Annotated in this window: 12 protein-coding genes; 2 read left to right on the top strand and 10 right to left on the bottom strand. The window is 45.6% G+C overall.

The features are described from left to right. Positions 1 to 279 precede the first annotated feature (279 nt). From BWK47_RS16090 to BWK47_RS16065, 6 genes are all read right to left on the bottom strand, one after another. The gene (locus tag BWK47_RS16090) at positions 280 to 1,914 is read right to left on the bottom strand and encodes a S8 family serine peptidase (protein WP_237269696.1); all 1,635 of its coding nucleotides are present in this window, start codon (positions 1,912 to 1,914) and stop codon (positions 280 to 282) included. Positions 1,915 to 1,984: 70 nt separating this feature from the next. Beyond that, a complete protein-coding gene (locus tag BWK47_RS16085; RefSeq protein WP_162329437.1) occupies positions 1,985 to 2,620 on the bottom strand; it encodes an HAD family hydrolase in 636 nt (211 codons plus the stop codon). A gap of 110 nt (positions 2,621 to 2,730) precedes the next feature. Next, complete coding sequence (gene truB, locus BWK47_RS16080; protein ID WP_162329436.1) at positions 2,731 to 3,621, bottom strand: tRNA pseudouridine(55) synthase TruB; 891 nt, start codon at positions 3,619 to 3,621, stop codon at positions 2,731 to 2,733. Between the two features lie 111 nt (positions 3,622 to 3,732). Then, positions 3,733 to 4,209 carry a hypothetical protein gene (locus BWK47_RS16075; protein ID WP_162329435.1) on the bottom strand — a complete coding sequence of 159 codons (477 nt, stop codon included), beginning with the start codon at positions 4,207 to 4,209 and terminating at the stop codon, positions 3,733 to 3,735. Between the two features lie 70 nt (positions 4,210 to 4,279). After that, positions 4,280 to 4,705, bottom strand: a complete 426-nt coding sequence (locus BWK47_RS16070; protein WP_162329434.1) for a phasin family protein — start codon at positions 4,703 to 4,705, stop codon at positions 4,280 to 4,282. 57 nt (positions 4,706 to 4,762) lie between these two features. Continuing rightward, a complete protein-coding gene (locus BWK47_RS16065; protein WP_237269695.1) occupies positions 4,763 to 7,435 on the bottom strand; it encodes an efflux RND transporter permease subunit in 2,673 nt (890 codons plus the stop codon). Between the two features lie 203 nt (positions 7,436 to 7,638). On the opposite strand from BWK47_RS16065, the gene BWK47_RS16060 reads away from it, so the two are divergent. Then, complete coding sequence (locus tag BWK47_RS16060) at positions 7,639 to 8,094, top strand: SRPBCC family protein (RefSeq protein ID WP_162329433.1); 456 nt, start codon at positions 7,639 to 7,641, stop codon at positions 8,092 to 8,094. Positions 8,095 to 8,169: 75 nt separating this feature from the next. Then, entirely contained in the window at positions 8,170 to 8,427 is a 258-nt protein-coding gene (locus BWK47_RS16055) for a hypothetical protein (protein ID WP_020861887.1), read from the top strand. A gap of 121 nt (positions 8,428 to 8,548) precedes the next feature. Here the strand turns inward: BWK47_RS16055 and BWK47_RS16050 are convergent, their stop codons facing one another. The 4 genes from BWK47_RS16050 to BWK47_RS16035 form a co-directional block, all read right to left on the bottom strand. Then, positions 8,549 to 10,966 (bottom strand): phosphoketolase family protein, encoded by a 2,418-nt coding sequence (locus tag BWK47_RS16050; protein ID WP_162329432.1) that lies wholly within the window; start codon positions 10,964 to 10,966, stop codon positions 8,549 to 8,551. Positions 10,967 to 11,388: 422 nt separating this feature from the next. Then, on the bottom strand, positions 11,389 to 11,766 hold the full coding sequence (locus BWK47_RS16945; protein WP_204250427.1) for a hypothetical protein: 378 nt from the start codon (positions 11,764 to 11,766) through the stop codon (positions 11,389 to 11,391). Between the two features lies 1 nt (position 11,767). Further along, entirely contained in the window at positions 11,768 to 13,600 is a 1,833-nt protein-coding gene (locus BWK47_RS16040; RefSeq protein ID WP_162329431.1) for a hypothetical protein, read from the bottom strand. A 63-nt stretch (positions 13,601 to 13,663) separates the two neighbouring features. Beyond that, on the bottom strand, positions 13,664 to 15,259 hold the full coding sequence (locus BWK47_RS16035; RefSeq protein WP_162329430.1) for a hypothetical protein: 1,596 nt from the start codon (positions 15,257 to 15,259) through the stop codon (positions 13,664 to 13,666). Between the last annotated feature and the right edge of the window lie 6 nt (positions 15,260 to 15,265).

Raw genomic sequence — 15,265 nt, 5'->3', positions numbered from 1 at the left:
AAGTCTCTGTATCCTTCGCAGTATTTGTCAATGAATTGTACTGTTTCTTTTGCTTCACGTGGGGCAACCATATACTACCTCTGCATTTCAGACTATCTTCTCTATCTTATCCTACCCACAATGATAAAAGAACGATAAGAAAGTGTTTAAAAAGCGCAAGGCCAGGTATTTATCCCCCCAAATCTCCTGACTAAAGCTCCGGCCTAAAAAGGGAGACTTTTGTGACAGTTCCTCGCTTTCCAAGGGGGGCTAGGGGGGATTAAACAGCTAAAACTCAACTTAATCGCTGACAGTCCACCAACTGAGGGCATAGTTTTCTGGTCGGGGTGCAGTTCCACCGCCCTGATGTTTGACTTGAATAGTATATTTTCCCGTATTAGCAATGGGGCAGAGAAAATGTTCTACGTTATCGACTTTGCTTTGGGAAGCACAAACCACCGGGGTAGTCCCGTCTTGGTCAGTGATAAATAGGTCTAGATTACTCAGGGGCTGGCCTTGAAAACTTTCCCCTAGGTCATATTGTTGATTGCCATTGCTGTCCAACAATTGCACAGGTCTTTCCCACACAAGGGTGACGCTGGCGAATTCTCCTCCCTTTAAAGGTTTAGACAAAGAATAACTGATGGTCTGTCCCGGTTGAATTGCCCCGTAATCCCAGGCGATCGCCGGGAGATCATTTTCCCCAGGCCCATAGGCTCCAGACTGGAATTGTTCTAGGGCTCGACGGGCGTTCAGTTGACCAGCCCCCATTTCCAAATCCAACGGTAGGACGGGGTCTCGGTAAGCTTCCGTTGCTAGCCAATCCCGTTTTTTACTGCTGTAAAGAGTGTAGTTTGTGCCCAAACCGGCATTGCGAATTTTTACTGCTGAATTGAGTAACACCGCTTTCATCACCATGGGTCTGCGGGCATCTAAATTCCAGCGGCTACTGTTGGCATTGGCCAATAACTGGCGATCGCCAAATTCCTGCAATAAAGCAACGGTGCCCGTCACCAGAGGGGAGGCAAAGCTACTGCCACTGACCCATTCCACTCGGCCCTTCATGTCATACAGATAAAAATCACTGCCTGGAGCCACCAAGCTCACCCCCTGGCGTCCCCCCTGATTGATTTCCCGTTCCACTATTCTTTTGCCCATGCCCTCCGGTTGCCGACTCAGATTTGTAAAGGCCATGCGGTCATAGCGCCCCTGGCGATCGGCAGATTGGACAGTGTAGGCGACGGTGATGCCATTGTAGTTATCCGTCGGAATGGCGATGCCCCCTGTACCCTGGTTCCCTGCCACCACAAAGAGTAGATTTTGCTGTTGGGTCAGCCAGTCTAAACACAAAGTCAATAAAGCATTGCCATCCAACTGGGCATCCCCCCTAGCGTCCCGCTCCAACGACTCCCCATAGCTCAAATTGACTGCCCGGATGTTGCTCCCATCTTGGCGACTAACAAATTGTCCGGCCAAGCATTGTTGGGGTTGCAAATTTTCTGATAGTGGCCCCATGGCGGTGGAGTAAAGTCGAGCTTCCGGTGCTACCCCTGGATAACGTTTATCCCGGCTAACCATGGCCTGGGCCACCATACCGGCATGGTCGTCAAAAAAACGATTGCGGGGGGAAATTTGATTGAGATGAAATACCCCCACCAAAGTATAGGGGGGTTGCCAAATGCCCAACTTATCCCAAAGATATTGTACTGGCCGACCCATTTCCATCTGGCCAATGGCGATCTTACGGCCAGTTAGACTGTGGGGAGACTGATGCAAAAACTCACTTTCGATGCCCTTTTCGCTGAGATAACTAGGGTAAACTTCATTGGCAAATACAGAAACGGCCAGCAACGCTCCTTGGCAGAGAATTGTGCAATGGAGTGCTAATATTCGTCGAATTTGTTTCAATTGATGACCGTAATTATGTTTGAGCAAAATTTCCTGCCATTAGATCATCGTCAAGTCTTCACCGCAGTGAGAATAAATTTTAGAATAGCGTAGCTTTCTAAAGGGCGATCGCCAAAATATCGGCCAGTTGGGTGAGGCGATAATCCACCTGCAAATCGGTTGGGAGGGAACCATAGCCGTACTCCGCAAAAATACTCACTGCGCCGCAGGCTTGCCCCATGCGAATGCCCACTTCTGCATCTTCCACGTGCAATAAAGTTTGGTAATTATAGGGAGCGAGCAATTGTTGTAGGTAATGGGGGTCCGGCTTGGCATATTGGGAATCATCCGCCGCTAGCATGGTTTCAATGGCTGACCATAAACCCACTCCTTGCAAGGCCGCTGTTTGGGTACGGCGATCGCCGGAAGTGCAGGCTAGAATGCGGTAATCCCGTTGCTTTAAAGTAGTTAAAACCGTTACCGCGTTGGGCATGGGGGCCGCCAGTTGGGGGAGATTTTCGATGTAAAAAGGTTGGACAAAATCTTTAAAAATACGTTCTACTTCTTGCCTAGGGCAGCCTAATTTTTCTAGCATGAGGGAAGCTTTCAGTCCCACTAGGGAAACCACCGTTTGGCGATCGGGCCTAGGTAAGCCTAACTGTTCAATGCCATAGGCAAAGGCTTGGTAGTTAGCTTCTTCGGAGTCGATTAATACTCCATCGAGGTCAAAAACAATAATTTTTTCGTTAGCCATAGTTAAGATGAGGGTAACAATTATTTGATTCTTTAAAAAAGTAAATTTGCAAGTTTTTAACTAAATTTTGTTCAAAAGTTAATGAAATCCAAGATTAGTTAGATTAATTTTTAATTCAGCACAACTTTTGGCCGTAACACCGTGCCATGGTCTTCTGGAGTCACCAGGGCAACGCCCAAGCATTTTACTGGGCCTAGCTCCGATGTGATTAGTACCACTCCCACGGGTAGATCTGGCAAGAGCAATCTTTGGCCGTGGAACCACCTTTTTTCCAATTCGCTATTCAGTTGAACTGTGGGTAAATGGCTTAACGCTTCCTGGGGAGGAATGAGGGGAATATGCTCCTCCTCCGCCACGATTTTTTCCAGGGCGGTTAAACCAACGCTATTATCCAGGGCCATGCCCCCACTCTGTTGCCGTACCAAGCCCGCCAACGTTGCCCCTGTTCCCAGGCGATCGCCAAGGTCCCTGGCTAAGGCTCGAATGTAGGTTCCTTCCCCACAGGTAACTTGTAAATCTAATTCCGGCTGATTCCCCGATCGCCAACCGAGTATTTTCAAATCATTAATAGTCACCATGCGACTGGGCACTGCTTGGGGAATGCCAGCCCTGGCCAATTCATACAAACGCTTACCATTAACCTGAATAGCGCTGTATTGAGGGGGAATTTGCTCAATTTCCCCCAAAAAAGTCGGTAAAATCTGTTCAACGGCGGCAAGGGTTAAATAACTAACATTTTTACTCTCTAATACATCCCCAGCTAGGTCATCGCTGTCGGTACGTACCCCAAAACGAATAACGGCTTGATATTGCTTTACCCCAGGTAAGTAGGGCAGTAAACGGGTAGCCGACCCCACCGCCAGGGGCAATACTCCCTCCGCCAAAGGATCTAGGGTGCCTCCGTGCCCCACCCGTTTTTGCCTTAATAGACGACGCACCTTGGCCACACAATCATGGGAAGTGAGGTGCAGAGGTTTATGGAGATTGAGGAAACCAAACATAGGGGAAAAATTGCTGGAGTTAATGGGCGGCCACCAAAAACCTTAGCAGTTCCCCTTGGCGATCGCCTGCTTTGGCCGTTGAAAAGAGTTGTTGGAAGTTAGCAGAAACAATTAATTGGGATTGGGGCCTTGCCAGTCTGGGCATTGTTCCGTTTCCCAACCGTAGGGATGCATGGCACACACCAACAGTTGCCCGTTGTACACATAGCCATGGTAATGCTGACAACCTTGGCAAGCCGGTTGATGATTGGCGTTGGCCGGCAGATGGGGATTAAGACCAAAGTCCCCGTCCAGGGAAGACCAGGGCACCATGGAGGAATAGCCTCGATCATCCGTTTGATTGTTCCGTCCTTCCCGGCCCTGGCGATCGCCAAATTCCCCCAGATCGGTCAAGTCCCCGTCAAAGTCCGACAAGTCTTCCCAGAAGGTGGACCATTCCTGCCAGAACCATTGCAGTTCGGTGCCCAATTCCTCTTCGATGGTTTCGGCTGCTTCCCCTAAGGCGTTCTCCACGTCTTCCACCCAAGTCTCCACCGCTGTGGTCAAGGTTTCCACCGCTAACCAGAGGTTTTTCTCCCAATCTTCCATAACTGTTTTGCTATTTTTTGCTATTTGCAGTGTTGACAACTTGCGGTAGACGGTTTCCCCTATGGTTAGGTTAGGGTTGACGGTTCAAACGTTGCAATTCTGCCTGGAGGGCCGCCACCTGTCGTCGTAGGGCTTCCACGTCCTCCGTTTGGGACTGGGCAGGAGTTTTTTGGGCGAGGGGATCGGGGTTGGCTTCCTCTTCATCGGTGATGATTTCAATGCGCCGGGGCTGTTTATTTTCCCCTTCCCCATGGGCGATCGCCTCCCCTTGGGCCTCTCTAATTAATTCATCCACATAGCGACGGGCTTCTTCCGCATTCATTTCCCCCCTTTCCACCAGGGTATCCACTAACTTCTGGGCATGGTTACCCAATTCTTTGATATTGCTATTGGCTGTTTCGGCGGCATAGGAAGCAATGCCAACCCCTAAATAGACTGCTTTTTGCACTAAGTCCCGCAACATAATAATTCTTACCGAAAACAACATTGTCTTCATTTTGGCATTCCCATCTACCAATGGCTAGGCGAGGGAAATATTACCAGGGTAGCTAGATCAGGTTTTTTCCGGCCTGGGCTTCTGCCCCCAAACATCGTCGAGCAAACTATATAAAACTGGCACCACCACCAGACTAAGTACGGAGGAAGTGAATAGACCCCCAATGATGGCGATTGCCATGGGTTGCCTGAGTTCCGCCCCGGCCCCCCATCCCAGAGCTAGGGGGAGCATACCCAAAATAGTGGAACTGGTGGTCATCAAAATGGGGCGCAGACGAATATGGCCGGTTTGCAATAGGGCTTCCTGGCGGGATAAACCCCGATGGCGCAGTTGGTTAGCATAGTCAATCAGGAGAATGGCGTTTTTGTCCAATAGGCCCAGGAGAAAAATTAGGCCGATCAGGGAAATCATGCCAAATTCACTCTGGGTGACCAGCAGTCCCACCATGGCCCCGACAATGGATAGGGGTAAGGAAAGTAACACCACCATGGGTTCCAGTAAACGGCGGAATAGCCCCAGAAAAATGGCCGCCATGCCCAGCAGGGAAAGTAAAAAGGCGAGGGCAAATTCTCGAAATACTGATCCAACCCGGGCCGATTCCCCCTGCACACTCAGTTCTACCCCTGGGGGCAATAACCCCTCGGCGATCGCCGTTACCTGTTGAGTGAGATCCCCAAGGGCGTAATTAGGTAGTAAAGAAGCACTGAGATAGACGGCTCTCTGTCCCCGCAAACGTAAAATCCCTGTGCTGTCAGGTTCGGCCCCAGTGAGGCTGATTTGGGTTAAACCGGGCAAAGCCATCACCTTTTCCTGCAGAGCTTTACCCGTGGTTTGTAACAGGTCTAAATCGTTGCCCAACAAAGCTAACTTGAGGGGCGTATCGTCCCCCGTTTGCACAAAGAGGATATTTTCCACCCTGGTGGTTACCCGGGGAATTTCCGGCAGAGCTTCCCGCACTTCCGTTTGCACTGTTTGGGTAGTCACCTCGCGGTCCGAGTCTAGCTTGACATAGATTTTGCCCTGGAGGGGATTGCCCTGGATGCCCACCACAGTGAACGTTTCCGTCACGGCCGGGTTGGCCAAAATGGGGGGTTCCAACTCTTCCGCCACCCGTCTTCCCCGTCGTAACAGCACTGCTTCAGGATTGGTGGCCAGTTGATCAATCCAGCCAAAGGCTCCACCAGCGCTTGTGTCGTTGTTATTACCCCTGGGGGGAGCAGACAAAGCCCCAGCAATTTTGGGGGGAGCGGATTGAAAAATAACGTTAAATTCCCCCCGGTCCAGGGTGGGAACAAACCCCTGGGGAATGAGGGGAATAATGGCCAAACCTGCCATTAAACTGACTAGGGCCAGGGCCACAATCCACCAACGGTGTCCCAAAGACCAAGCTAAAACCCTTTGATAACAATGGCCGAGGGCATCTAGACCCCGACTAAACCAAGACGGCGATCGTTGGGGTTGGGGTCGTAGCCACAACACTGTCAACACGGGAGATAGGGTACGGGCCACCAGCAGGGAAACGATCACAGCCGCGGATACGGTGACCGCAAAGGGGAAGAAAAATTCCCCCAAAGTTCCCCCCAACAGGGCAATGGGTAAAAACACCACCACAATGGAAAAAGTGGTGGCAGACACAGTTAGGCCAATTTCCTCAGTGCCAATTTTGGCGGCCCGTTTGGGAGGTTCCCCTGCTTCAACGTGACGGGCAATGTTTTCCACATCCACAATGGCATCGTCCACTACAATGCCAATAATTAACGCTAGAGCCAACAGGGTCAGGGTTTCTAGGTTAAAATCCAACGCCGCCATCACGATGAAAGTGCCCAGCAAGGAAAGGGGAATGGCGATCGCCGAGATTAGGGTGGCCCAACCGCTACGGAGAAAGGGGTAAATAATCAACACCGCCAAGACGATCGCCCCCAACAGGGCTTCAATGGTGGCCTGGGTTGCTTCCCTGATATAACCCGCTGTGGTTTCTGCTTCAATGAATTTTAACTGGGGAAATTTTGGGGCTTGCTCCACAATTAACTGCTCCACCCGGTCCACCACTTCCAGGGTATTGGCCTGGGCTGTTTTGACTACTTGCACCGCCAACACATCCCGGCCATTATGGCGAGTTAAGGTGGGGGGATTGATGGTTTGTTGCGCCGACGCCTTGACCTCCGGCGATCGAAAGTTAGCATCCCCCAGTAAATCCACCCGCAGTACCCCTACAATGTTTTGGAGCTGGGGCATTAATTCTTGTCGCAACGGTGCCGCCATTTCCTCCAGGGATAACGTCTCGGACGCCACCGCATAGGTCACCGCCACTGACTCGTTCAAGTTGTATGGAGCAACGGTAATTTCGCTGCCCGCTGGTAGAGTTACTCCCTGTAAAGATTGTTCCACCGCCGTGGTGGCCTGTTCCAGGGATTGGCCCATTAAAAAAATCACCGATGCCACCGTTTGCCCCGGGTAGGTGGAAGATTGCACGTCCGCATCGGCAATGGTAACTAGTTTTTCCTCCAGGGGAATGGTTAACTTCTGCTCCGTTTGGGCCAAATCCAACCCCGCACCACTGCTCTGGACAATCACCACCGGAAAGCTCACTTCCGGAAAGAGGGCATATTTGAGGGAACTAAAAGCCAATAGCCCCGCCACGGCGATCGCCAACCAAAAACCGATGGTAAAACGGGGATGGTCAATGGCCCAATGGGAAAGATTCCAGCGGGGAGCACGGGGGGACTGCATCGAGGGAATTCCTAAATTCTTTGGGGTACGATTCTTTAAAAATGGATTGATCCGCACCTCGGCTAATCTAGCAGAACATGGCACAGAGCCATCCCTCCCCTCCAGCTTCTTCCATCGACCCCAGCAATTAAGACCCCTGGAAATCTGTTACCATCCCCAAAAGGTAAACCAGCCCCCTTGAAATAGCTTTTTCCTGAACTTTTGTGATTTTTGAGCAAGGCATTGAAATTAACGCCAGTGCCACAGTGGTAGAACAGTGTTTCACTGATTTGGACCTGGTGCACCTTTGGCTCAACCCGGCCCTGCGTTGTGAACCCATCGGTCAATGGTCCACGGCGATCGGTGGCCGGAGTCGTTTTACTATCCAAATTCCCCTGCTCAAACCCAGTCTGAAAAGCGTCGTGGTGGAGCGATCGCCAGGGTTAGTGGTGTGGCAATTCAAAGGATTTTTCCAAGGGCAAGACCGTTGGGAATGTCGCCCCCTAGAAGAAGGTACCTATTTACTGAATAGATTCGAGTTCACTGTGCCTAACCCCGTTGTGCAATGGGGCTTTCAAATGTTTGCGGCCCGTTGGACCAGTGCGGATATGCAAGCCCAACTGCGACGGTTAAAACAGGTGGCGGAAAGAGAATATATCAACAGCGGCCTACATAGTTAATTCTCGGGGTTTCCCTGCCAAAATCTTGAGTTAAGCTGGAAGGAATAAGCAGTGGCGATGACTAGGAGGTGGGCAGTGAAAGTAGAACGTCCTAATTCCCAGCAATTGAGTGGGGAAGAAACCCAAGAATTAGACTATTTACGGGCTCTGATCGAGCAGGCCGTGGCCGATGGTGTGGTCACCAAGGAAGAAGAATCCAACATTAAGGCCTTGGCACTCCACTCCAAGCCCCGGTATGAATTACTATCCCAGGAACTAGCCATGTACCGGGAACTGGTCACCAACAAAATTAATGCTGGCTTACTGGCAGGGGAAACCTTTGCCGATCTTTAACGGGAAAAGCTCCCCAACTTTGCTCTAGCTTCTGCCAAAATTTTGCTGGACCAGCGTTGTCCCCCATGGCCTAGCTAACCTCTTGGAACAGAAACTAGAACGGTGGGGGGTTAGTTAAGGTCTAGAGGGGCCAGCGCCAGTTAACGATTTCTGGCATATCAATGCCGTGTTCGTAGGCGTAGTTGGTGCAGTCAATCTGCATATCCTTGAGCATTTCCTTGATGTGGGCTCCGGCCACCCGCAATTGGGGCAGGCGATCGATCACATCAATGGCGAGGCTGAAACGGTCAATCTGGTTTTGAATCGCTAAATCCATGGGGGTGTTGATGTTGCCCTTTTCCTTGTAGCCCCGCACATGGAGATTGCCATGGTTAGTCCGTCGATAGGTCAACCGATGAATTAACCAGGGATAGGCGTGGAAGTTAAAAATAATCGGCTTATCGGTGGTGAAGAGAGAATCGAAATCCCGATCGCTCAAGCCATGGGGATGTTCAGATTCCGGTTGCAGTTTGAGCAAATCAATCACGCTGACAAAGCGAATTCTCAGATTAGGAAAAAATTGCCTTAGCATGGCTGTGGCCGCCAAGGCCTCTTTGGTGGGAATATCCCCCGCCGCTGCCATCACCACATCCGGTTCCGTACCGGCATCATTACTGGCCCATTCCCAAATGTCCACCCCTTTAGTGCAGTTACGGATAGCTGAACTCATATCCTGGTATTGCAGGTGGGCTTGCTTATCGCAAACGATGATGTTGATGTAGTTTTTGCTCTGTAAACAATGGTCCGCTACGGAAAGCAGAGAATTAACATCGGGGGGTAAATAAATTCGCACCACATCGGGGCTTTTATTGAGAATGACATCGAGAAAACCGGGATCTTGGTGGGTAAACCCGTTGTGATCCTGTCGCCACACGGTGGACGTCATCAAGATATTTAACGAGGAAATATCTGCTCGCCAGTTGAGGTGTCGACAAATATCCAACCATTTAGCGTGTTGGTTAACCATGGAAGTGATCACATGGGCAAAGGATTCATAGGTGGCGAAAAAGCCGTGACGCCCGGTTAAAAGATAGGCCTCTAACCAACCTTCTAAGGTGTGCTCGCTTAACATTTCCATCACCCGACCATCGGGACTTAATTCCCCCCCATCCTGGTCTTCTTCTAGATATTCAGCAATCCAAAATTTTTTGCTAACCTCGTAGACAGCATGGAGTTTATTGGAACTATTTTCATCGGGGCCAAACAGGCGGAAATTGGTCATGTTGTTGGCCATCACATCCCGCAGAAATACTCCCAGGGGTGCAGTGTTCGGGGCTTCGATGGTGCCTGGTTGGTCCACATCAATACCATATTGACGAAAGTCCGGCATTTTCAAACCCCGCCGTAACAAACCACCATTGGCGTAGGGAGTAGAGCCTAAACGCTTATCTCCCACCGGGGCGATCGCCTTAAATTCCGGTTTTAAAGTACCTTGCTCGTCGAACAATTCTTCCGGCTTATAACTCCGTAGCCAAGCTTCCAACTGTTGCAAATGGGCTGGATTCTCGTGCATGCCCCCCATGGGAACTTGGTGCGATCGCCAAAAACCTTCTACCTTATGGCCATCAACATAGTCAGGCCCCGTCCACCCCTTGGGAGTCCGCATCACAACCATGGGCCAACGGGGGCGCACGGCAATGCCCGTACTACGAGCTTCTTGTTGGATTTGATGAATTTCGCTCACACAATGATCCAACGTGGCTGCCATGGCTTTATGCATAGATTCCGGGTCAGAGCCTTCAACGAAGTAGGGGGTATAACCGTAACCTTCAAATAAAGCCTTTAATTCTTCATGGCTAATGCGAGATAAAACACTTGGATTGTTAATCTTGTACCCATTGAGATGCAGAACCGGTAAAACTGCCCCATCCCGAATCGGGTTAATAAACTTATTGGAATGCCAGGAGGTAGCCAAGGGGCCTGTTTCCGACTCCCCATCCCCCGCTAAACCCACCACAATTAAATTGGGATTATCAAATGCTGCACCATAGGCATGGGATAGGCAGTAACCCAACTCGCCCCCTTCGTGGATGGAACCAGGGGTTTCCGGAGTGCAGTGGCTACCAATGCCACCGGGGAAGGAAAATTGCTTGAAAAAACACTTCATGCCGGCTTCATCTTCACTACACTCGGCAAAAAAGCGAGAATAGCTCCCTTCTAGGTAGCAGGGCCCCAAAAAGCCTGGTGCGCCGTGGCCAGGCCCCACCATGTACAGCATATCCTGGTCAAATTTCCTGATAATGCGGTTGAGATGGGTGTAGAGAAAACTAATGCCGGGACTAGAACCCCAGTGACCCAACAGGCGATGCTTGATCTGTTCCGGTTGGAGAGGTTCCCGCAGAAGAGGATTATCCCGCAGATAAATCATGCCCACTGCCAAGTAGTTGGCTGCCCGCCAAAAACCGTGCATTTGGTTAAGTTCTGTCGGGTCAAGGGGATTGCCAGTGACGGTTGATCTAGCTTGACCAAAGGGACTAAGGGAAAAGGGGGATGTAACCATGGAAAAAGCTCCCAGACTTGTACATTTCCCTACCAGGGTAGAACCCACAAGTTATTTTGGCGTTAACCAGGGGAAGGATGGTAGGCAGTAGACCACACTGACTAAAACACTGAAATGAATCAATAAGATTATTGTCTATGCTTAATTAAAGTTATTTCTTGTTGTCTCCCCGCGTGGAATAAATCTAATTTCGATCCGTCTTAATTTAGGATCATCTTTGCGATCAAATTCAGTAATATTACCGTTTTGATCATATAGTTGCGCAGCTGAATAAGCCTGGAAACGAGTATTCTTAACCTTGCCAGACTTTTCAATTTCTTGAACAATTGCTAAAGCCCTCATCAAGCCTAGATCAGCATTAGATCCTGGAACTAGTGACTCTACTTTTTCTTGATTAAGTGCTACCTTATCTAATTTTTTATCTAAATTTCCGGTTCTATTAATTTCTTGGCTATCAGTGTATCCAATAACTTGTATAAAATCAATGTTACGATTTTCAATGATTTTGGTGATTTCTGGTATTTTTTTTCAAGCAAATATTTTCTCAGTTCCGGTGATAAGCTAGCACTATTAGATGTGAAAGAAAACTGCCCAGACTGTTCATCAATTAGAATAGGCTCTGCTGATTCAAGTTTCTTAATTGCATCAGCTAGATTATAATTTAGACGATAAGACTCAATCAACGCAATAAGAAGAAAAAAGCTTAAAATCATAAAAGCGTTAGACATTAAGTCAGTAAATGCAGGAAATACATCAAGAACATCGTGCTCATTTCCATGATAATTACTTTTTCTTCTCATTCTATGTTCCTCTTAAACGATCAATAAAGCTATTGTCAGTATGTTCAGGAAGCTGAAATTCTATCAGGCTAGCAATTTCACTAATATTTTTAATGATTTGATCTAGCTTGTCTATGGTAAATTCTACATTTCTTGCATTATGCTTATTTCCGCTATTTATTTGATTATAAGTCTCTGCTATTTTCTCTTTGACTTCTTGATTATTCGCAAGAATATTTGCCAGAAGTTCACTAAGTGCGTTTAGGTTAGTGGCAAATTGTTCGGAAATTAAAATTTTCAAGTCATTGGAATTATCTTGAATTTGCTGAATCAAAAAAGAAATATTATGGTTATTTAATTTGAGAACTTCTACCATATTGATACCCAGATTATTAGTTGAATTTAGATGATCGTTACTCTTAATTTGTAACTCTTGTATTTCTTGCAATAAATCAAATATTAACTGATTATACTGATGAATTTTTACTAAAGCATTATCAGCCAAAGACTTTACGTCATTAGATTGCTTGGCAATTGCCTCATCAACAGAATTTTTTAAGGTTCGAATTTGCTCCGAGATACTTATAAGCACTAAGTTTGTTTTATTGTTAAACTCAGTGATCGCAGATAAATTAGTTTGACTATTTTGATTTAAAGAATTTATAACACCTAACTCCAGTTGAGACAACGATTGTTGAATTGCAGTTTGATTCTTTCCCAGAAAATTAAACATATCAGAAAATTGTCCTGAAATGTCTTCAAAAAACTCTATTTCTGCCGTAATTTTTGACTGATTTGATTGTAGTAATCCGGCTGAATATCGATTAAGCTTTTTAACTTCATCACATAATTCCTGTGTTTCGATCACTAGTTTTGTAAACTTTGCAAGAGTTTCAGGAAATTTACTAGATTCTAGTGAGTCAGAAACATTCTTGAATTGTCTGATGCTACTTTCTAGCGTTGTAGCATAGGTAATAAAGTTGTCATGCTGAATTGCATTTTGTATTTTGTTCGCAAAAATATTTAATGACTCAGATGAATCATAAAAACGCCCAGAACTTTTCATAAATTCTGTAGCCAAATGATTCAGGTTCTGGCTTGATTTCGTATTTTCTTCCGCCATCTTGTTTATAATAGGCTCAATTCTATCTGTTAGTGCCTGCCCCACTTCTTCATGGAATCTGGTCAAAAATTGATCTTGTTTTTCTGCCATCCTATCTACAGCTTTATCTAGTCTAGTATGACCATCAATTTGAGACTGATAGACATTATCCAGATAATCTTCTATTGTAGAAAATAGCCGTTTTTTAAGAACACTAGTGTTTTTTGAAAAGTTTACAATTATTAAAATTGAACTACAGAGTAATGCCGTGAGACTGCTGACAAAAGCAATTACCATGCTTCGTAGTGAACTTTTTAGTTGATCTATATTAACTAGATTATCAGTTTCATAGCTATTAAGAACTTCACTAATATTTGCTAGGTTTAATGTAATTCCTAAAAATGTTCCCAACAATCCAAATGAAATGAGTAGATTAGGCAAAATTTTACAAAAAGAATCCCACTGTTCAATCTTGCGTTGTCTACCAAAAAATGAAAAACTTAGTTCTTGGTAGATTTTTTCTAGTAAAGCTGGAGTGTTTACATTTTCCAATGTTTTGCTAGCTTGTAGATAATATTCACTTGCTTTCCCGATAGTATTAGTTTTATAAATGGCCCTGGAATTATTCCTGATAAACCCTGTAGTTTGATTGATTTCTTGTTCCAGAAAACCATATACAGTGTAGCGTATACAAATACTTGCTAATGTTGGAGTGAGAACAAAAAATGTAATAAAAAACAGCAGAAAGTACAATGAAGTTTGCTCCGTTATTCTGATTTTGGTGAACTAAAACAATACTAAAAATCTTGATGAATTCTAATCTAAGCTAGGATCAGAAGAAATAGAAAGATTCTTTTGATTGATGTCAATAGAAGGAGATAAAGCTATTTGACTGGCTTTAATCTTGGTTTCTAAGCCCTTAATATAGCGGGGAATGACGCCTTCCTTAGCGGAATTATTAACTGTAGCTCTTTGACCTATAACCTTAGTTTTAAGGATAAAATTACGATCTCCTTCTTTTAAATTATCAACACAATTAATGAAAGCATTAATGTGAGATCTATACTTTGATTGCCAAAGGCTTGGATTCGATATGATTTTATTTTCTTCATCTCTTAATGATTGCGTAAGAATTTCACTCATATCTGGTCGCTCAACCAATTGCTCTAAGGCAATACGCCAATCTTTACTGAGTTCTGCTATATAATACTCATTTCGCAGTGAATCATAGCAAGAGAATTCATAATATTCAGAATTTTGGGAATTTTCAGAAAGAATATTAAGTGCTAAACAAGGATACAAAATATATTCTAAATTTTCTATGATACGAGCTTCTGCAGGAATAATGTCATCAAACTGTACATAGCCGTGATTATGTAGTTTTCCGAAAGGTTTTTGATTATCATAAACTCTTTTCAATTGCCTAAGGTGATTAATAAGCCTTAACGGAAATCCACCATATTCTTTAACAAACAAAATCTCGTTATCAGCCTGAATTGAAGTGATGGCTATATTCGGGATACCCAATTGATCTGTCAATATTTTACGCAACGGATCATCCCCTATAGAATCCGACGTTTTAAAGCCTATAGTAAAGCTTTCTACCGCCCCCAAGAATAAGGGATCATTCTTAAAAATATCTAACAAAGGTTCTGATTTTTTTGCTACGTTTTCCAGTGCTATGGCTTGCTGAGTAGGACTGTAATTAATCATAAATCTTTTCGCTACAGACTGCATTTGGTCAACATCTCCAATAACAAAATTGCGTTCCAGTACATTTTTGATTGAAATTTTAATAGAATCTTCAGCAAAATGATTAGTTGCCGCTAATTCAAATAATGAAAAATTTAGTTCTTTAGCAACTTCGTTTGTATTACTCGCAAGTTTATCTCTCGATGAATTTGGGGGAACTAAACGATCAATTTCTTCTTCAGGAAAAATTGCTTCCCCTGGTATTTCTTCTACTTTTGTTGCTTTTATTTCATTCTCCTGCTGACGATAATATTGAAGTAGACGCTTTATAAACGTATCTAAATTTGTGATCTGATTAAGACGTAGAGAAACATATTCTTTTAAAGATTCAACTATTCTAATCGCCTCATCTAAAGCAAATAGTTCGTAGTTGTGCTTGAGTAATTTAGCTATCTCTGTGACTGCTTTATCAATAATGTTCTGAATAGTTTGATAATCACGCTTTTTTGACCAGGGAATAAAACCCTTGGGCTTGATTGCATCAATTTCTGCTTCTGCTTCATTCCAAATTTCCTCTAAATCTTCCTGGACTTTCATCGTCCCCATCTCTTGTTTCTTATCTTCTAGATCATATTGATACTGATCTAATTTGGTTCTGATAGCCTCTAAAAAACTCAGGGCATTATAAAGTGAAAAATTGGTGTTATCGGCATCAAGCAATTCGCC

The sequence above is a fragment of the Synechocystis sp. CACIAM 05 genome, assembly GCF_010222815.1.
Lineage (GTDB): Bacteria > Cyanobacteriota > Cyanobacteriia > Cyanobacteriales > Microcystaceae > Synechocystis.
Note: the sequence above shows the minus strand (reverse complement) of the source record. Positions and strands in the feature narration are given on the sequence as shown.